Source organism: Ensifer aridi (assembly GCF_002078505.1).
Lineage (GTDB): Bacteria > Pseudomonadota > Alphaproteobacteria > Rhizobiales > Rhizobiaceae > Sinorhizobium > Sinorhizobium aridi.
In genome coordinates this window covers 199,083-217,551 of sequence record NZ_LUAV01000032.1, presented here as the reverse complement: position 1 = coordinate 217,551, position 18,469 = coordinate 199,083, and the positions used below count along the sequence as shown (strand labels likewise).

Genomic DNA, 18,469 nt, shown 5'->3' with positions numbered 1-18,469 from the left:
GAGGGAACAACTGCGTAGGCGCCTTGTCGAACCCATCTTTTATTCCACCGCCTTGCCGACCGTGTCAGCCACGTGGGCACCCCGCTCACCCATCGGCAATGGTTTTCCGGTCGTGGAATCGACGGCCGTCTGGTGTTCGAGTTCGGCGTTGAGAAGCGCACCTATGATGAGGATCATCACCGAGATCCACACCCACATCATGAGACCGACGACCGCACCGAGCGCGCCGTAGGTGGCGTTATAGTTGGCAAAATGCTCGAGGTAGAAGGAGAACAGCCACGAAGCTGCGATCCACAGCAATGCGCTGAAGACGGCGCCCCAGTTCAGCCACCGCAGTTTCGCGCGCTCCCGGCTCGGTCCAAACCGATAGATGAGCACGGTGCCAATGACCGCAAGGAACAGAATGGCCGGCCACCTCGCCACCCTGGTCACGATCTCGACCCAACGATCCAGCCACAGATAGGCAAGCACAGCCGGAACAACGCCGACCGCCACGATCAGCGCCACCGAAAACAGCAGCGCTGCGAAAGTGAAGGCAAGGCACAGCAACGTTCTCGACACGATACCCCTCTTCTCCCTTTCTCCGTAAGCAACGTTCATCGCGTCGAAGAGCGCGGCAATGCCGTTGGCCGCGCTCCACAGCGAGACCAGCAAACTCACGAAGAAGCCGATACTGAGCGCGGAAGCCTTCTGAGTTGTCAGCGCAGTCAATTGATCCATGATCAGCTTGTAGGATTCGGGCGGCAGCAGCGCGCCCACGGTCCCCATATGCGTCCCGATCTCGGAGGGGTCCGCGACAATTCCGTAGACGGAGACCAGCGCAGCCAGCGCGGGAAACAGCGCCAGGAGAAGATAAAAGCTCACTCCTGCCGCAATGAGCGGCACCCGCTCCTCGGAGATTTCGGCGATTATTCGCCAGAAAACATCCCGCATGCCCTTCGCCGGTATCTCCCCCGGCGTGGTGGCATCTCGCCCTCTTTCCGGCTCTGCGGCCTTCAGCCTTTCCGCAGGATCGGCCTCGTTCGCGCTCATGTTCTGCGTCCGGGGACGTCTCTGTCCCTTGAGCAAGCGCCCGCCTTCAGCGCGGGCGCATAACCAACGCCGCGAAATTCCACTTGTTCCGGCACCGCTCGATAAGTGCTGCGCAAACAGCTCGGCCAACCGGACGGCTAGAGCGGGATACGCTCCATCCCTTCGCGCCGCCGCTCCATCCCTTCCTGCATTTGTGCTACGTCAGGTGATGCCACGTGACTGCAAAATGCTCTAGCCGGCGGTCTCGCCTGCCGGCGTTTTGCCCCCCTTCTCGTTGCGCCTGCTTCTGCGCGCGGGAGTACGGCGGCCGATCTTCGGATGCCCGAGTTTCAATGGCCGGGGAGCCTCGTCCGAGAGGGCCTCCCGAACCGCCTCGACCATCGCAGACACTAGGAAATCCGCCTGCAGCTCGTCCGCGAGGCGAGCGCCCGCCTCGGTTTCCGGCTGACGGCTTTCCTGCCAAAGCGCGATACCGATCCGCGCCTGAGGAGCGACACGCTTGAGCCGACGCACGATGAACTTGGCGTGTCGCATGGAGTCTCTATCGAGAAAGGCTACGACTATTGCATTGCGTCCTTCGACCGCCAGACTTCTGATGTTGCCCGGCTTGAGTGCCTCGTGACCGGCGAACGCGACCTCCGCGCCCTGGATCCAGATGATCTGGGACAGCATGGTTGCGGTCACATCGTCGAGCTCGGATCGCCCACCAATGCAAAGGACGGATCTCCCCTCTCCAAGCGGCAGATCATATCCATCGGCCTCGTCTTGATCCGCGGCTTCGGCGGCCGGATCCTCGTCTTCCCCTTCCTCCTCGCCGGCGATTTCCTCGAGATTGGCGACGAGCGTGCCCGCGCTCTCCGCAAGCTGGACCGCCTGGGTATCGGTCAGAGCGCCCCTTGCGCGGTCCCTTTCTGCAAGGAGCAGGGCGGGGACGGCAACCGTGTCATAGAACTCGACGAGGTATTTCTCCTCGAGCATCTCCTCCGCAATGTCCGTCGCCTCTTCCGGATCACCGGCGAGCAGACGCTGGTAAAGGCGCTCCTTCGGGTCAAGAACCGGCTCATTGCCCAACAGGATCTCCAGGAACTCGAACTGCGGCACATGACGGCCGAGAACGACGAGGCAAACGGTGAGCGGCGTCGACATCACCAAACCGGCCGGTCCCCATAGCCAGGTCCAGAAAATCGCCGAGACGATGATCGCAAGCGGCGACAGGCCGGTGCGCGAGCCGTAGAGCAAAGGCTCGACGACATTGTTGCTGAGAAGCTCGAGGACTATGAACAAGGCCCCCGTCCAAACCAGAAGGCTCCAACCCGGAGCCACCGCAAAGGCGAGGAACAGCGGCAGAGCGGCTGCGATGACCGGACCGATATAGGGGACGAAGCGGAGTACGATGGCGAGCATCCCCCAAAGGGTCGCATAGGGTATTCCGAGCAGCCAGAGGCCGATCGCAAGCGGAACACCGTAGGTGACATTCACCACGAGCTGCATGAGCAGATATCGGCCGACGCGAACGCCCGCATCCTGCAGGGCTTCGGTGGTGCGGTGCATGTCACCGTAACCAACCAGCCGGATGAAGCGGTCGCGCAACTCCTCCCTTTCGAAAAGCATGAAGATGACAACTACGATGACGAGACCTGTCGTCGCCAAAGGACCGAGCAGCGGATTGACGATGTTCTTCAAGGTTTCGATCGGTCGCTCGGGAGAAAATATCTCGACGAGAACGGGTCGCCGCTCCGGTTCCGGTTCCGGTGAGACGCGCGCTTCGGGCTCGGGGCGGCTGATTTCCGCACTGATCCTCTCCATGACGCGGCTGATGCGCTCGAGCACCTGGTTTTCCGAACCCGCCTCCTTCAAGGTCCTGACCTTCTCGACGATGTTGTACTGGTAGGTCGGCAGGTTTTGCGCCACCTCGCTGATCTGCATGGCGACAATGACGCTGAAGGCGGAGAGGAACAGAAAGGCCATCGTTACGGTGCCGATGACGGCAACCGAGCGGGGACAGCCCGCCCTGCGCAGTCTCGAAACCACCGGCGCGAGCGCGAAAGTGAGCAGAATGGCAAGAGCGAGCGGCAGGAAGACTTCGTGGGCCAAATAGAGAACAGCGACCGTGAGGGCCGTTGCTGCGAGCGTCGGAAGCCTCGAAGGCTGCGCTCTCGCCGCCGGCGCGAGCGAGATTTGCGGCAACCCGCTGGTGGATTCGGCCCGATTGTCGTTAGCTTTCCGCGCAAACCTCAGCATCGTAGCCCCACGCCGCAAACGTCTCGGTCCTGGCTCGCGACGTTGCCCGTCAAGCCTCCTCCGCCAGCAGTGATCGGCGTGAGCCGATTTCGGAAGAGTCCTGATAAGCAAGTAGGGCAGCGCTTGAAGGAGCCTAGCGCGGGATGAGGAAAAGTGTGTGCGGTTTTCCGCCGGCATCCCGCGCCAACTAGAGTCGATCACGATCCTGATGTCAGGTCGATCCGACCCGACATCATCGTGATCTAGAGACTGCAGCGCGAGCGCGTGACCACGCGTTGCGTAGGAGCCCGGAGAATGCACATTGCACCCTCCCCCGCGATGCTTGTCGAGCCTCGAAGCAGAAGCGCTAAGCCGCGAACGTATGGGCCACGATCGATTCCGGCTTCATCTCGATCGAGAAGCCCGGCATCGACGGCGGCATATAGGCGGCGTTCTCGATGCGGCACGGGTCGAGGAAGTGTTCGTGCAGATGGTCGACATATTCAATGACCCTGCCCTCCTTGGTGCCCGAAACGGCGAGATAGTCGATCATCGACAGGTGCTGGACATATTCGCATAGCCCGACGCCGCCGGCATGCGGCCAGACCGGCAGTCGGTATTTCGCGGCCATGAGGAGGACGGCAAGCACCTCGTTCAGTCCGCCCATGCGGCAACTGTCGATCTGCACGATATCGATCGCTCCGCCGGCGATCATCTGCTTGAAGATGATGCGGTTCTGGCACATCTCACCGGTCGCCACCTTGACGGGGGCAATCGCCTCGCGGATCGCCCTGTGGCCCGCCACGTCGTCGGGACTCGTCGGCTCCTCGATGAAGAAGGGCTCGTAGACGGAGAGTTCCTTCACCCAGTCGATTGCCTGGCCCACTTCCCAGACCTGGTTGGCGTCGATCATCAGGAAGCGATCGTCGCCGATCACCTCGCGCGCGATCCTCAGACGCCGCTTGTCATCCTCGAGGTCGCGGCCGACCTTCATCTTGATGTGCTTGAAACCCTCATCCACCGCTTCCTTGCAGAGGCGGCGGAGCTTCGCGTCGTCATAGCCGAGCCAGCCGGCCGAGGTCGTGTAGCAGGCATAGCCCTCCTTCTCGAGGATGGCTATGCGCTCCGCCTTGCCAGCCTCGGCGCGTTTCAAGATGGCGAGCGCCTCCTCGGGCGTGATGGCATCGGTCAGGTAGCGGAAATCGACGATCGACAGGATCTCCTCCGGGCTCATCTCCGCGACGAGCCGCCAGACCGGCTTGCCGGCTTCCTTGGCGAGCAGATCCCATACGGCGTTGACGACTGCACCGGTGGCAAGATGCATGGCGCCCTTGTCCGGGCCGATCCAGCGCAACTGACTGTCGCCAGTGACATGCCGCCAGAAGCGGCCCGGATTTTCCCTCACCCAATCGAGATCCAGACCCACGACCAGATGCTTCATCGCCTCGATCGCCGCGCAGCAGATGTCGTTGCCGCGACCGATCGTGAAGGTCAGCCCGTGTCCATCGAGGCCCGCCTTGTCGGTGCCGAGGACGACATAGGCAGCCGAATAATCGGGATCGGGATTCATGGCGTCCGAACCGTCGAGGCTCGCCGATGTGGGAAAGCGCAGGTCGATGGAACGCAAGCTGGTGATCTTGGTCATGGGTCTTGGTTCTTCTTCACTATTGTTCAGGCGTCGGCGCGGAAGGTCTGCTTCTGTGTGCCCAGCGTCTCGATGCCGAGCTCGACGATGTCGCCGGGCTTCAGATAGCGCGGCGGTTTCATGCCGAGCCCCACACCGGGCGGCGTTCCGGTCGAGATTATGTCACCGGGGTGGAGCGACATGAACTGGCTGAGATAGGAAACGAGATAGGCAACGCCGAAGACCATCGTCTTCGACGAGCCGTTCTGCATCGTCTCGCCGTTCACCTTCAGCCACATGCCCAGGTTCTGCGGGTCCGAAATTTCATCCTTGGTGACGAGCCAGGGACCGATCGGGCCGAACGTGTCGCAGGACTTGCCCTTGGTCCATTGGCCTGAGCGCTCGGTCTGGAAGGCGCGCTCGGAGACATCGTGCGCGACACAATATCCGGCGACATAGTCGAGCGCTTCCGCTTCGGTGACGTATTTCGCCGTCTTGCCGATCACGACGCCGAGTTCCACTTCCCAATCCGTCTTCTCCGAGCCGCGCGGAATGAGCACGTCGTCATTGGGTCCGCAGATGGCGGAGGTCGCCTTCATGAAGATCACCGGCTCCGGCGGCACAGCCAGGCCGGACTCGGCCGCATGGTCGGAATAGTTGAGGCCGATGCAGATGAACTTGCCCGTCCCGGCGACACAGGCGCCGATACGCGTGTCTGCCGGCACGACCGGCAGGCCGGCAATGTCGATATCCGCTATCCTGGCGAGACCGTCGGGAGAAATCGCCGCGCCGCCTATATCGGCGACGTGGGCGGAGAGGTCCCGGATCTTGCCGTCCTTGTCGAGGACGGCCGGCTTTTCCTGGCCAAGCGGGCCGACGCGCATCAGCTTCATGAATCAAATCCTTCCAGTGTTTTAGATGGTCCAGCCGCCGTCGATGGCATAGGCCTGGCCGGTCGTATAGCTGGCGGTGGCGAGGTGCAAGGCGAGTTCTGCAATCTCCTCGGGTGTGCCGAGCCGCCCCATCGGCTGGCGGGCGATGAAGGCCGCACGGGCCGTCTCGTAGTCGCCTTGCGCCTTCATGCGCTCCTGCAGCGAGGGGCTCTCGACCGTGCCGGGGCAAATGGCGTTGCAGCGTATGCCCTTGCCGACATAATCGGCGGCAACGGATTTGGTGAGGCCGATCACGGCCGCCTTGGTAACCCCATAGGCGCAGCGGTTCGGCACGCCTTTGATGCTCGAGGCGACCGACGCCATGTTGATGATGGCGCCGCCTCCCCGTTCGATCATTCCCGGCAACACCGCCCGTATCGTGCGGATCATCGCGCGCACATTGAGATCGAAGGCGAAGTCGAGATCCTTGTCGGACATTTCGAGGACGGAGCCGGCATGGACGAAACCGGCGCAGTTGAAGAGCACGTCGAAAGGCCCGGTCTCGGCGACCGTGGCGGCGACCGCGTCGTCCTTCAAGACATCGAGGACACGGGTCTTGATGCCCGCTTCGCCGTCCAGGGTCTTCAGCGTATCGGGATTGATATCGGTCGCGAGCACTTCGGCGCCGGCGCGGGCGAAGGCGAGTGCGCTTGCCCGGCCGATGCCCTGGCCGGCGGCAGTGACCAGCACCCGCTTGCTGTCTAGAGGCAGAGACATGGAACTCCTTTCCTAATCAATACTCAGGCAGCCTTCGGCCTGCGCTCGACGATATGGATGTGATCGGCGGCAAGCACGACCTCACCTTTCTGATTGATGACCTCGGTGCGCTCGACGACACGACCGACGCCCTCACGCTTTGGGTCGTTTTCCTTCGAATGAATGGTGACGCGTGTGCGGATCGTATCGCCGATGAAGACGGGTCTTATGAACCGCAACCTATCATAGCCATAGGAAAAGGCAGCCGGGTTGATGACGCTGGCGGTAAGACCGACCCCGATAGAAAACACCATCGTGCCGTGGGCGATTCGCTCTCCGAAGGGCGTCGTCTTAGCGAACTCGGCATCCATGTGATGCGGGAAGAAATCGCCCGTGTGGCCGGCATGGACGATGAAATCGGTCTCCGTGATGGTGCGGCCGGTCGTCACGCGCTCTTCGCCCACCACATAGTCCTCGAAATATCTGATCTGCTCCATCGGCGAATCCTTTGCCCCGTCACGGCATTTTTGCAAGCGGCGTCGCCGGGGCGGCGCTCGATTGGTACAGCGCTTCCACCAGCGCCATGGTCATCCACGCATCCTCCACGGAGGAGACGAGCTCGCTGTCCTCGCCCGCCACGTAGCGCTGCAGGTTTGCCATCCGCCCGACGAAGGCGTCCGGGAACCATGTGCCTTCTAGCGGGACGCTCACCCAATCGCTGCCGCCCTTCGGATAAATCTCGAGGATGTCCGGTTCTCCATGCGGGTAGTCGAGATTGACGCCGAGCTGCACATAGGCGGCACCTTCCGTGCCTGAGACCCGGAACTCGCAGGCCTGGTGGCGGCGGCTGAACTTATGGTCGTGATTGATCGAGATCGCGCAGCGCACGCGATCGCCATAATCGAGAATGGCGGTAGTGCGGGTCTGCGCCATCTTATGGTTCGGATGGCCGATCGATCTGGCGTGAACACCCTTCGGATCGCCGAGCACCTGCCGGATCAGATCGAGATAGTGGATCGAATGCATCGTGATCTCGATGCGCGGCAGGCCTTCGAGGAAGGACCAGAGCTGCCAGGGCGTATCGAGTGCGAGATGAACTTCGAAATCGACCACTTCGCCGAGCATGCCCCTGGCGATCGCATCCTTCAGCGCCAGCATCATTGGCGCGAAGCGGAGCTGGAAATTCACGGCGGCTTTGAGTTTCTTTTTCCGGCAGAGCTCCAGGATTTCCGTCGCGGCGGCGAGATCGCTTCCCATCGGCTTCTGGATGAGCACCGCAGCACCGTCGGGAAGAGCGGCAAGCACCCGGGCATGAGCGACGGGCGGCGTCGCGAGATCGAAGATCGCATCCTTGACGGATGCCGCCTCCTCTATTGTCGCATAGGCCGTGACGCCCCATTTTTCCGCAAGCGCCCTCGCCTTTTCCTGATCCGGATCATAGAGCCCGGCGATCGGGAAGCCGCCCTTCCTGTAGGCCGGATAATGCGCGTCGCCTACGATGGACCCGGCACCGAAGGTCACGATCGGCCGGGGGCTCGCCGGCAAGGGCCAGGATTGCGCCAATGTCCCGGGGTCGAATGCTTCAGGCATGGAAGAACACCTCTTCCATCGTCGCCCACCACTCGCCCTTCTTGCGTGTGTCGAGCGGCGCCTGACAGGGCATGCAGACGGACCACCATTCCTGCGTCTTCGGATCGGCAGCCATCTTCGCCATGTCGGCGGCATAGTCGTTGCCGTGATATTCGAAGAACGAGAAGAGCAGGTTTTCCGGCTCCTTCAGGAAGATCGAGTAGTTCCTGATATTGCAGGCGGAAATCATCGAGAGCACCTCCGGCCAGACCGCCGCGTGCAGGCGCTTGTATTCCGCGATCTTCTCCGGCCTCACGCCGATCACCATGCCGATGCGTTGCATGTTCGCCTCCCCTATCGAATGTCCCGGCTGAACTCGGCGAGAACGCGGCTCGTGATCGCGTCCCAGTCCCACTCGATGCCGAGGCCGGGCGTCATCGGCGCCAATGCCATGCCGTCCTCGACGGCAAGGCGCGACGTCGTAATGTCGTCGAGCTGCGGGATATATTCGACATATTTGCCGTTCGGCACGGCGCAGGTCAGGCTGACATGCAGTTCCATCAGGAAATGCGGGCAGACCGGCATGTCGAATGCCTCAGCGGCGTGAGCGACCTTGAGCCAGGGGGTGATGCCGCCGATGCGGCCGACATCGACCTGCACGATCGAGCAGGCCCCTTTTTGCATATACTCCCGGAAATGCCGGATCGAATAGAGCGACTCGCCAATGGCGACGGGCGTCGCCGTCGAGCGGTTGAGCCGCACGTGTCCGTCGATGTCGTCGGCGGGCAGCGGCTCCTCGATCCAGGCGAGGTCGAGCTCTTTCAACCGCTCGGCGCGGCGGATCGCCTCGTCTACCGTAAAGCCCTGATTGGCATCCGTCATGATCTCATAGCCATCGCCGACAGCCTTGCGCACGGCCGAGAGCCGGGCAAGGTCCTCCGAGCCGTGGCGCTTGCCGATCTTGACCTTGGAGCCGGAGAAGCCCTTCGACTGCGCTTCGAGCGCGTCCTCGACGAGGGCCTCTACCGATATGTGCAGCCAACCGCCCTCGGTGGTGTAGAGCGGGCAGCGGTCCTTGGCCCCGCCGGCGAGCTTCCAGAGCGGCAGGCTCTGCTTTCTCGCGCGCAGATCCCAGAGCGCGGTGTCGATGGCGGCAAGGGCGATCGAGGTGATCGCGCCGATCGTCGTCGCATGCGTGGCGAACTCGAGTTCATGCCAGATCGCTTCGATCTGGTCAGCATCGCGGCCGATCAGGCGCGGCGCCAGGTGATCGGCGAGGAGCCGCATCACCGACGATCCGCCGGTGCCGATCGTGTAGCTGTAGCCGGTGCCGCTCGCGCCGTCGCTGTCGGTGATCGTCACGAGCGGCGTTTCCTGGCTGACGAAGCTCTGGATCGCGTCGGTCCGAAGCACCTTCGGGCGAAGGTCGATCATCCTCAGTTCAATGCGTTCTATCCTCGCCATGTCAGCCCCGCAACGTCCTGCCTGTCTCGCGGTCGAAGAGATGCGCCTGCGAGAGGTCGAAACAGAAGGGTAGCGTTTCGCCGGCACGTAACCGGCGCGGATTGAGCATGCGCCCGACCCACTCGGCGCCGCCGTGTTCGGAAAAGACCAGCGTCTCGTTGCCGAGCGGCTCGGTGATCGAGACGCGGAGGTCCGCCTTGTGCACGTCGGCTTCCTGACCCGAATGGATGCCGTGGCCGGCCGGGTAGAGATCATCTGGCCTGAGGCCGAAGGTCACTTTGCGGCCGGCAGTCACGCGATCGGCGAAGCGCCGCGGCAAAGGCAAGCTGTCGCCGTTGACGAAGACCACCCGCCCGTCAGCGATCTCGGCGTCCTTGAGGTTCATCGGCGGTGAACCGATGAAGCCGGCCACGAACTTCGAGGCAGGGCGCTGGAAGACTTCCTCGGGCGTTCCAACCTGCTCGATATGGCCGTCGCGCATGATCACGATCCGGTCGGCGAGCGTCATCGCCTCCACCTGGTCGTGGGTGACGTAGATCACCGTCGACTGCACCTTGGCATGCAGCTTCTTGATTTCGGTGCGCAACTGGGTGCGCAGCTTCGCATCGAGATTGGAGAGCGGCTCGTCGAACAGGAAGACGTCCGGATTGCGCACGATGGCGCGCCCCATGGCAACGCGCTGGCGCTGACCGCCGGAAAGCTGCGAAGGACGGCGGTCGAGAAGATGAGTGAGGTCGAGCGTGCGCGCCGCCTCCTCGACACGCGGGGCGATCTCCTCGGACTTCATCCCGGCGATCTTCAGCGAGAAGCCCATGTTCTCGCGCACCGTCATATGCGGGTAGAGCGCATAGGACTGGAACACCATCGAGATGTTGCGCGCGCGCGGCGGCAGGTCGTTGACGATGCGGCCGCCGATCTTGAGATTGCCGCCGGAGATCGGTTCGAGGCCGGCGATCATTCTGAGCGTCGTCGACTTGCCGCAGCCGGAGGGCCCGACGAGCGCGATGAATTCGCGATCGGCAACCTCTAGGTCAATGCCATGGACGATTTCGAGCGCGCCGTAGCGCTTCACCAGTTTCTGGAGGGACACGGTTGCCATGGGCTATCCTTTGACTGCGCCGGAGGTGAGGCCGGAGACCAGATGCTTCTGCACGATGAAGGTCAGGACCAGAGCCGGAATGATCATCACCACGGCGAGTGCGCACATGCCGCGCCAGTCGATGGTGAACTCGGCGGTGTAGTCGAGAAGGCCGACCGGCAGGGTCTTGGAGTTGATGGAACGGGTGAGCTGCGAGGCGAGCGCGAACTCGTTCCACGACGTGAGGAAGGCGAAGATGCCGGCGGACGCGATGCCGGGACCGGCAAGCGGAAACTCGACCTGCCAGAAGGCCTGCCAGCGCGTACAGCCGTCGATCTGCGCAGCTTCGGCCAGGTCCTTCGGGACCTGCCGGAAGAAGCCGTCAATCAGCCAGATTGTGAAGGGAACGTTGAGCGCCACATAGGCGAGGATCAGGCCGAAGTGGGTGTCGATGATCCCGAGCTTCGAATAGACGAAGAACAGCGGCAACGACAGCGCAATGCCGGGCACCGTCCGGGTCAGCATCAGCCCGAGGAAGATCGACGACTTTGCCCTAAAGCGGAAGCGCGCGAAGGCGTAGCCGCCGGCCATGCCGATTGCGAGCGAAATCACCGTCGAGGTGATGGAGACGATCAGCGAATTGCTGAAGTAGTCGATAACGGGGATGCCGCCCTGCCCGACGCCGGAGAACATCGCGACATAGGCGTCGAGCGACAGGTCCTGGGGGATCCAGACCGGCGGCTTCGCCATGATCTCGACCGTCGGACGGAAAGAGGCGAGCACGATCCAGAGTCCCGGCAGGCAGATGATCGCCATGGCGATGAAGAGGCCGAGCTTGTGTGCGAGCGACAGGAGGTTGCCCGCAAGACGGGCCTTGGCGTTCTCGTTCATCTCACCACTCCGCGCCGATCTGCGTCCGAGCCGCCGCAAGCTTGCGGAAGAAATAGACGGTAAAGAGGATGGACAGGAAGATGGCGAAATAGGCCATGGCGTTGGCAAGCCCCATGCGGGCGTCGGCATAGGCCGTGCGCGAGATCAGCGTCCAGAGCAGCTCGGTCCGCTTGGCGGGTCCGCCATCGGTCATGATCTTGACGATGTCATAGGCGCGGGCGACGTCGAGCGAGCGGATCGTCATGGCGATATAGGCGAAGGGCATGACGAAGGGCCAGGTCACGTAGCGAAAGGTCTGCCAAGGCGTGCAGCCATCGACGCGCGCCGCCTCGATCGGCTCCTTCGGCATGGCGAGCAGCCCTGCAAGGATCAGGATCGCGAAGATCGAGGTGGACGACCATACCTCAGCGACGACAATCGCCCAGAAGGCGAGCGTTCCGTCGATCAGCCACGGGATCGCCTGATCCGTCAGCCCCAGCGACTGCAGGGCGTTGTTGATGAGGCCGATATTGTCGTTGAACATGAACTTGAACTGGAAGCCGACGAGGATCGGCGAGAACATCATCGGAAACATCATGATCGTGCGCAGCAGGCGCTGACCGGCAGTCGCCTTTTCGACCAGCATGGCGAGCCCGAGCCCGAGCAGCATCTCGGCATTGAGCGCGACGGTCAGAAGCAGCACGGTGCGGCCGAAGGCGGTCCAGAATTCGACGTCGGTCAGAATGCGCCCGTAATTGCGGAAACCGACGAAATTGAAAAGCGAGGCCGGCTGCGTCAGCCGGAACGGCGTGAAGCTCGAATAGAACGACAGGAGCAGTGGCACGACGACGACCGCCGCCAGCACGACGATCGCCGGCAGCAGAAGCAGAAACGGCGTCGATGGCCTCAACCGCTTCAAAGCGCCCATGAATCCGCTTCTCCGGTATTCCATGCCAGCAGTCGCCCCGGCCAGATCAGATGGCATCTTGGTTCTCATCGGTCAGAGGGTACGGGAAGGCGCCGGGGTCATCCGGCGCCTCGCCAATGATCAAAGCTCGCCAGCATCCTCGAGGATCTGGGTCGCCTTGGCGGCAGCGTCGTCGAGCGCCTGCTTCGAGGTCTTGTCGCCGAGGATCGCCGCCTGCAATTCAGGATAGACGGCGTTCGAAATCTCGATCCATGACGGGGTCTGCGGAACCGGGAAGGCGTGCTGCGCGGCCTGCTGGAAGGCGGATAGCACTTCCTTTTTGTAGGCGTCGTTCTGGGCCTCATTGATTGCCCATTCCCAGACCGCGGTCCGGGTCGGCAGCGGCCCGGCGGACGCTTCCAGCTTCTGGCTGTCCTCGTTCGTCAGGAACCAGATGAGCGAGGCCGCGGCCTCCTTGTTGGCGCAGCTCTCGGTGACCGAGAAGCCGTGATGACCCGACCAGCCGGTGTGCTTGCCGGAGGAGCCCGCCGGCTGCACCTTCACGCCGACATTGCCGGCGATCTTCGACGACTTGGGGTCGTTGAAGAAGCTCGCCCAGCCGGGCCAGTCGAGATTGACCGCGATGGTGCCGGAGGCAAAGCCCTGGCCGAGGTCGTCCCAGAGATAATTCGTGGTGCCGGCCGGAACGGCTTTGGCTTTATAGAGGTTGACGAACCAGTCGAGCGCGCGCACGCCGGCTTCCGAGTTGAAGGCGGGCTTGCCGTCCGCGTCGAGATATTCGCCGCCCTCCGCGACCAGCATCTCATAGAAGCGGCCGTTGATCGCCTCTTCCTTGCCGGCAAATTGCGTTCCGTAGAAGTCCGGCGGGTTGGAGAAGAACGCGGCCTGGTCTGCGACCTGCTGCCAGGTGTCCGGCGGCGCAAGCTCGTAACCATATTTTTCCTTGAACGCCTGCTTCTTGGCTTCGTCGGCGTAGAGGCTTTTCTGATAGTAAAGTGCCGAGACGTCGAACTGGGCGCGAGGCAGCATCACCAGCTTGCCGCCGAGCGTCGAGGCCTCGATGTTCGTCGGCACGAAGCCTTCGATCTCCTCCTTCGGGATCAGCGCCGAGAGGTCCGTATAAACATCCGGATATTGCGGGGCGAAGGACGAGTGGTTCGAGCCTACGCACCAGGTGATGTTGCCCGTGGCAATGTCCGACTTGATCTCCTTGTCGAGCTCAAAGTGGTTCTTCTTGGAAAGAACGTTCACCTTAGCGCCGGTCGCCCTTTCCCATTCGGCGATGCGCGCGTAGAGCGCCTCATACTGCTGCCCACCGATCAGCTTGGCGTCGACGGTGACGCCTTCGAACTTGCCCGGCAATTCCGCCGCAGCGGCATGGCCCGCCCATGCGCATAAAATCGCGCCGGCTGCGACACCGGCCAGTAATCTCGACATCTTCTCCTCCCGTTGGCTCTCGCCAGCCCTCACCAATAAGAGCTTCATTCATATACAAACCGATAATACCCTGGCCGTCAAGCTCGAACCCTTGTCTGGCGTTCTGCTTGCGTATATGAAGATGGTTATTCATTGGGGAGAGAGCCCTTGACGGACGAGGAAAATGACCGCTACCGCGCGCCGGCGCTCGACAAGGGCCTCGACATCCTAGAACTCCTCGCAGGGGTCGACGGGGGGCTAACTCAGGCGGAAATTGCCAAGCGCCTCGAACGCAGTCCGAACGAATTCTATCGGATGCTCGACCGGCTGGTGAAACGCGGTTACGTGACGAAAATCGACGGCGACCGCTTTTCCCTGACGCTGAAGCTCTTCGGGCTCGCCCAGTTGCACGCGCCGGTGAGGCGCCTCGTCTCCTTCGCCGTACCGCTGATGCGCGAACTCGCCGAGATCTCCCGGCAGGCCAACCAGCTCGTGGTGTTCGACCGCGGCAACCCGGTGGTCATCGCCCAACAGGAAGCGCCCGGCTACTGGGGAATTTCCATCCGGGTTGGTTCGCGCATCGGCCTTTTCGACACCGGTTCGGGCCATGTGCTGCTGGCCTTCCGTTCGCCGGAGGAGCGCGAGCGGATGATCGCCGAGAATCTCGGCAGCTCTGGCGACGACGGGAGGGTGACGCCTGAATTCCTGGCGCGCCTCGACCTCATCCGCTCGCGCGGCTACGAGATGATGCCCAGCGCCCAGACCGCAGGGGTCATCAATCTTTCCGCGCCGGTTCTCGGGGCGGACGGAAAGGCGATCGCCGCCCTGACGGTGCCCTACATCACCCTCATCAATACGCCGGCTCCGGATATTTCCTCGACCATCCAGCTCATTGTCGACACGACGCGAACATTGTCCGAGATGGCTGGGGCGGGCTTCAAGAGCGAGACGTGACGGCGTCTGATTCGTATTTGAATAGTCCATTTTCATGTGCCAGTGTCCAGCCATCGTGGAGGAGAACCCGATATGATCATCGACACCCACCTGCATCTCATCTACCGGCAGCGGCTTTCTTATCCGTGGCTCGCCGACGTGCCCCCGCTGAACGCGGATTTCACATACGAAACCTATGCGCGGGAAGCTCGCCGGCTCGGCATCTCGGCGGCGTTGCACATGGAAGTCGATGTGGCCGAGGCCGACATCGAAGCCGAAACCGTGATGGTCGAGGAATTGGGGAAGGCGCCGGGAAGCTTGCTGGTCGGCGCCATCGCCGCCTGCCGGCCGGAATCGCCCGACTTTCCCGCCTATCTGGACCGCGTCAGGGCCAATCCTTTCGTGCTCGGCTTCCGCCGCGTTCTGCATGTGGAGCCGGACGAGCTTTCCGAAGGACCGCTCTTCCGTGAGAACATCCGCCGCCTCGGCGGCACCGGACTGAACTTCGATCTCTGCGTGCTGCCGCACCAGATCGAAAAGGCGATCGCGCTTGCCGATCTCGCCCCCGACGTCTCCTTCGTGCTCGACCACTGCGGCGTGCCGGACGTCAAAAGCGGCGGCTACGACGCTTGGAAAGGCCCTGTGGCCGAAATAGCGCGCCGGCCGAACGTGACCGTGAAGCTCTCCGGGCTCCCGGCCTACGGCGCGGAAAACTGGACGCTCGAGGATATGAAACCCTATTTCGCTCACGTCGTCGAAAGTTTCGGCTTCTCCCGCATGGTCTGGGGCAGCGACTGGCCGGTTTGCACGCTCGGCGGCGGGCTCTCGACCTGGGTCGGAGCCACACAGGCGCTGCTCTCTGGCGTCAGCCCCGACGACACGACGCGGGTACTTGCCGGCAATGCCCGCCGCCTCTGGAAGCTTGCCTGAGCGAAGCGATTTCCTTGGCCAAGCGGGCCTTCTCAGTCGGCGAAGCTCGCAACGAACTTTTCGTTCAGCGTCTCGATGGCGGCTGCAACCGGGACGGTCCTCGTCACGACGTCATTGATGATGTACGACGCCGCCTCCTGGAAGCGCATATACCCGTTGTGCCGCGGCCTTAGCCAAGCGCCTTCGAGCGTTCGCCGCGTATTGCGGTAGAAATCGAGGGTCGCGGCGTTCGCGCCATCGTCCTCCCAGCCGGCCGCGTGTCCCGGCTGCCCACCCGAGCGCCAATAGCTGTCCGACTGCACGGCATTACTCGCCACAAAATAAGCGAAATCGCAGGCCGCTTCTCGTTGCGCCGAGAAGGCTGAGACGGCAATGCCCGTCCCGCCGAGCGCCGATCCGACCGGCTGATCGTGACCGATCGTGGGCATATCCGCAAATGCGACGCGGTTCTTGCCGAAGCCTTCGAGCGAATAGCTGACATAACCATAGATCAGCGGCGACAGGCTGATCGGCGACCCCTCATCGGCCATACGGTCGAGGACGGTGATGGGGTCCATAGCAAGACAGGCAGGGTCGACGAGCGCCGCGAGTTCGCGGATCGCCTCGAGTGCTTGGCGCCCCACCTCCGGATCGGCAAAGGGGCGATCCCGCTCGACCGAACAGGGCCGCCCGAGATTGCCGCAAAGGGTGAAGAAGCTCATCAGCGAGTGCGGCGGGCGCAACGGAATGAGCACCTCGCCGCTTCTGGCGATCTCCAGCACGTCGCTCCATCTCGTCGGCGGGCCGTCGAGCCTGTCGGGACGCCAGGCGAGCACCTGCGTCGCCGCATCGATCGGAAGCGCCCATTGGCGCCCCTGCCAATTGTAGCTTCGGAAGGATGCGCCGACGCTTGCCGAGGCAAGTGCGGCGAGTTCGGCTTCCCGGGCGGGCAGGTCGAGCGGCGCCAGGCAGTTCTCCGCGGTAATCTGACCGACATGCGGATGATCGATGACGATGAGGTCGTAGCCGCGCGCAAGCTCCTCGACCGGGAAGCTTTCGAAATCCTGCAGCGAACGCCGGTCCCAGTCGACGGCGACGCCGGTCCTTTCCCGCCAGATCGCCGAACAGGCGACCATCGGGTCGTAGCCGCGCGGATGGCTCCAGGTCATGCCCTTCAGCCGGATCGTGCTCATCGGTCGAACTCCGCGCGGATACGCACCGTATGCTCGCCGACGACCGGCGCCGCGCGCTCAGTCTTCGGACGCAGGCCGTCGATGCGGACGGGGCAGCGCGTCGTGCCGATCGAGACGTCGTCCTCCCGCGTAACGGTCTGCAGCATGTCGAGGATGTGGAAGCCCTCGCTCGACAAGAGTTCGGGCCAGTCCAGGACCTTCGAGCACCAGACATCCGCCGCCTCCAGTATCGCGAGCCAGTGGTCGACGCCTTCGGTGGTGATCCGGTCGGCAATGATGCGCTTTATCTCGTCCCGGTGCGCGAACCAGGCCTTGCCGTCGTCGCGATAGGGGGCGAGCGCCTCGATCCCGAGGAGATCCTGGAGCCTACCGATCGGCGTCATCGCAATTGCCAGATAGCCGTCCTTGGCCGGATAGACGCCGTAAGGCGCGGAAAGATAGGCATGGGCACTGCGGAAGCCCGAGCGTTGCGGCTTGCGGCGGCCGTCATTCAGATGCGTCGTCAGCACCTCGAATTGCAGGTCGACCAGGCTTTCCAGCAGACTCGTCTGAATATGGGCGCCTTTGCCCGAAATCCCACGGCGCACGAGAGCGGCGAGAATGCCTTGGCAGGCATTGGCGCCGGCCAGCATGTCGGCCACCGCCAGGCCGAAGGGCACAGGCCCCTGCTCCTCATCGCCGTTCAACCACATGACGCCGGAGCGCGCCTGAGCGAGCAGATCCTGCCCCGGTCGCATCACCCAAGGACCTTCTTCGCCGTAACCGCTGATCGAGGCATAGACGATCGAAGGATTGATCGCCTTGACGGACTCGTAATCGAGCCCCAGCCGCTCGATGACCCCCGGGCGGAAGTTCTGGATCAAAACATCGGCCCCGGCGAGGAGCTTGCGCAGGAACGCGAGGTCGTCGGCGTTCTTCAGGTCGACGGCGAGGCTTTCCTTGCCCCGGTTGATCGCATGGAAGAGCGTCGAATCGCCCCCCACCTCCGTGTCGCTGAGATAGAGCCGGCGCGAGAGATCGCCGCCATCCGGCCGCTCGATCTTGATCACCCGCGCACCAAGGTCGAGCAGTCGCAGCGAGCAATAAGGTCCGGAGAGAAACTGGCTCATGTCGACCACCGTCAGTCCGGCGAGCAGCGATCCTGCTTTTTCTTGCATCCATATCCTCCCACCGCCTCCGTCTCGGACGGCGCTTACATTCGTATTTGAATTACTCTTTCATATACGAGTTCACCTGACAAGGTGATTTGACGCGCTCAGAAGGCCGTTTGCGTGCCACAGCGATAAATCGGAACAGACGAGCTTGCCCGTGGTTAAGGAGGCATTCCCAAGAGATGAAAGAGAGTTCGAAATGAGTAAGACCGACAGCGAGGAAGTCGAAGCCAAAGCTCGGAAGCAGGCGGAGAGGACAAGCGGCGGCGGTCATCTGGGCGGCACCTATTACGGCCAGGAGCCGGACGCAAAGACGGCCACCACCGTGAAAAAGAAGAAGGGCGACAAGACGCAGCCGAATGACGTGCGAAACTAGAGCGGGTCGCCCAGGCGTGCACGTAGACCTAATGCATGTCGCCAAAGTGTGCAGCGGTTATGGGACAACGACACGCAC

At 62.7% G+C, this 18,469-nt stretch carries 18 protein-coding genes; 3 read left to right on the top strand and 15 right to left on the bottom strand.

The genetic code is table 11. The features are described 5' to 3' along the window. Positions 1-39: 39 nt before the first annotated feature. From AYK65_RS23430 to AYK65_RS23370, 13 genes are all read right to left on the bottom strand, one after another. The gene (locus AYK65_RS23430) at positions 40-1,032 is read right to left on the bottom strand and encodes a YihY/virulence factor BrkB family protein (RefSeq protein ID WP_026615712.1); all 993 of its coding nucleotides are present in this window, start codon (positions 1,030-1,032) and stop codon (positions 40-42) included. A gap of 231 nt (positions 1,033-1,263) precedes the next feature. Continuing rightward, positions 1,264-3,273, bottom strand: a complete 2,010-nt coding sequence (locus tag AYK65_RS23425; protein WP_051440551.1) for an AI-2E family transporter — start codon at positions 3,271-3,273, stop codon at positions 1,264-1,266. Positions 3,274-3,619: 346 nt separating this feature from the next. Then, positions 3,620-4,897, bottom strand: coding sequence for an L-fuconate dehydratase (locus AYK65_RS23420; protein ID WP_026615713.1), 1,278 nt, complete (start codon positions 4,895-4,897; stop codon positions 3,620-3,622). A 26-nt stretch (positions 4,898-4,923) separates the two neighbouring features. After that, positions 4,924-5,769 carry a fumarylacetoacetate hydrolase family protein gene (locus AYK65_RS23415; protein ID WP_026615714.1) on the bottom strand — a complete coding sequence of 282 codons (846 nt, stop codon included), beginning with the start codon at positions 5,767-5,769 and terminating at the stop codon, positions 4,924-4,926. Between the two features lie 21 nt (positions 5,770-5,790). After that, a complete protein-coding gene (locus AYK65_RS23410; RefSeq protein ID WP_081161176.1) occupies positions 5,791-6,525 on the bottom strand; it encodes an SDR family oxidoreductase in 735 nt (244 codons plus the stop codon). Positions 6,526-6,548: 23 nt separating this feature from the next. Then, positions 6,549-7,001 (bottom strand): MaoC family dehydratase, encoded by a 453-nt coding sequence (locus tag AYK65_RS23405; RefSeq protein ID WP_046117411.1) that lies wholly within the window; start codon positions 6,999-7,001, stop codon positions 6,549-6,551. A gap of 19 nt (positions 7,002-7,020) precedes the next feature. Next, positions 7,021-8,094: a Gfo/Idh/MocA family protein gene (locus AYK65_RS23400; protein ID WP_046117412.1), complete on the bottom strand. Its 1,074-nt coding sequence runs from the start codon at positions 8,092-8,094 to the stop codon at positions 7,021-7,023. Beyond that, a complete protein-coding gene (locus tag AYK65_RS23395) occupies positions 8,087-8,416 on the bottom strand; it encodes an L-rhamnose mutarotase (protein WP_081161174.1) in 330 nt (109 codons plus the stop codon). Before AYK65_RS23395 ends, AYK65_RS23400 begins: the two co-directional genes overlap by 8 nt. Positions 8,417-8,427: 11 nt before the next feature. After that, the gene (locus AYK65_RS23390; protein ID WP_081161172.1) at positions 8,428-9,537 is read right to left on the bottom strand and encodes a mandelate racemase/muconate lactonizing enzyme family protein; all 1,110 of its coding nucleotides are present in this window, start codon (positions 9,535-9,537) and stop codon (positions 8,428-8,430) included. A 1-nt stretch (position 9,538) separates the two neighbouring features. Next, positions 9,539-10,636: an ABC transporter ATP-binding protein gene (locus AYK65_RS23385; RefSeq protein ID WP_081161169.1), complete on the bottom strand. Its 1,098-nt coding sequence runs from the start codon at positions 10,634-10,636 to the stop codon at positions 9,539-9,541. A 3-nt stretch (positions 10,637-10,639) separates the two neighbouring features. Then, positions 10,640-11,506 carry a carbohydrate ABC transporter permease gene (locus AYK65_RS23380; RefSeq protein WP_081161167.1) on the bottom strand — a complete coding sequence of 289 codons (867 nt, stop codon included), beginning with the start codon at positions 11,504-11,506 and terminating at the stop codon, positions 10,640-10,642. 1 nt (position 11,507) lies between these two features. Then, a complete protein-coding gene (locus tag AYK65_RS23375) occupies positions 11,508-12,413 on the bottom strand; it encodes a carbohydrate ABC transporter permease (protein WP_081161164.1) in 906 nt (301 codons plus the stop codon). Between the two features lie 120 nt (positions 12,414-12,533). Further along, on the bottom strand, positions 12,534-13,850 hold the full coding sequence (locus tag AYK65_RS23370) for an ABC transporter substrate-binding protein (RefSeq protein ID WP_081161161.1): 1,317 nt from the start codon (positions 13,848-13,850) through the stop codon (positions 12,534-12,536). 147 nt (positions 13,851-13,997) lie between these two features. Between AYK65_RS23370 and AYK65_RS23365 the strand changes: the two genes are divergently transcribed. Together AYK65_RS23365 and AYK65_RS23360 are read left to right on the top strand one after the other, a co-directional pair. Further along, positions 13,998-14,783, top strand: a complete 786-nt coding sequence (locus AYK65_RS23365; protein ID WP_026615724.1) for an IclR family transcriptional regulator — start codon at positions 13,998-14,000, stop codon at positions 14,781-14,783. Positions 14,784-14,855: 72 nt separating this feature from the next. After that, a complete protein-coding gene (locus AYK65_RS23360; protein WP_081161159.1) occupies positions 14,856-15,692 on the top strand; it encodes an amidohydrolase family protein in 837 nt (278 codons plus the stop codon). Between the two features lie 32 nt (positions 15,693-15,724). Here AYK65_RS23360 and AYK65_RS23355 read toward each other — a convergent pair whose 3' ends face one another. Together AYK65_RS23355 and AYK65_RS23350 are read right to left on the bottom strand one after the other, a co-directional pair. Next, positions 15,725-16,864 carry an extracellular solute-binding protein gene (locus AYK65_RS23355; protein ID WP_081161156.1) on the bottom strand — a complete coding sequence of 380 codons (1,140 nt, stop codon included), beginning with the start codon at positions 16,862-16,864 and terminating at the stop codon, positions 15,725-15,727. After that, positions 16,861-18,021 carry a CaiB/BaiF CoA transferase family protein gene (locus AYK65_RS23350; protein ID WP_081161153.1) on the bottom strand — a complete coding sequence of 387 codons (1,161 nt, stop codon included), beginning with the start codon at positions 18,019-18,021 and terminating at the stop codon, positions 16,861-16,863. The genes AYK65_RS23355 and AYK65_RS23350 overlap by 4 nt, the downstream gene beginning before the upstream one ends. 193 nt (positions 18,022-18,214) lie before the next feature. Between AYK65_RS23350 and AYK65_RS32065 the strand changes: the two genes are divergently transcribed. Beyond that, complete coding sequence (locus AYK65_RS32065) at positions 18,215-18,391, top strand: hypothetical protein (RefSeq protein ID WP_139793324.1); 177 nt, start codon at positions 18,215-18,217, stop codon at positions 18,389-18,391. Positions 18,392-18,469 lie beyond the last annotated feature (78 nt).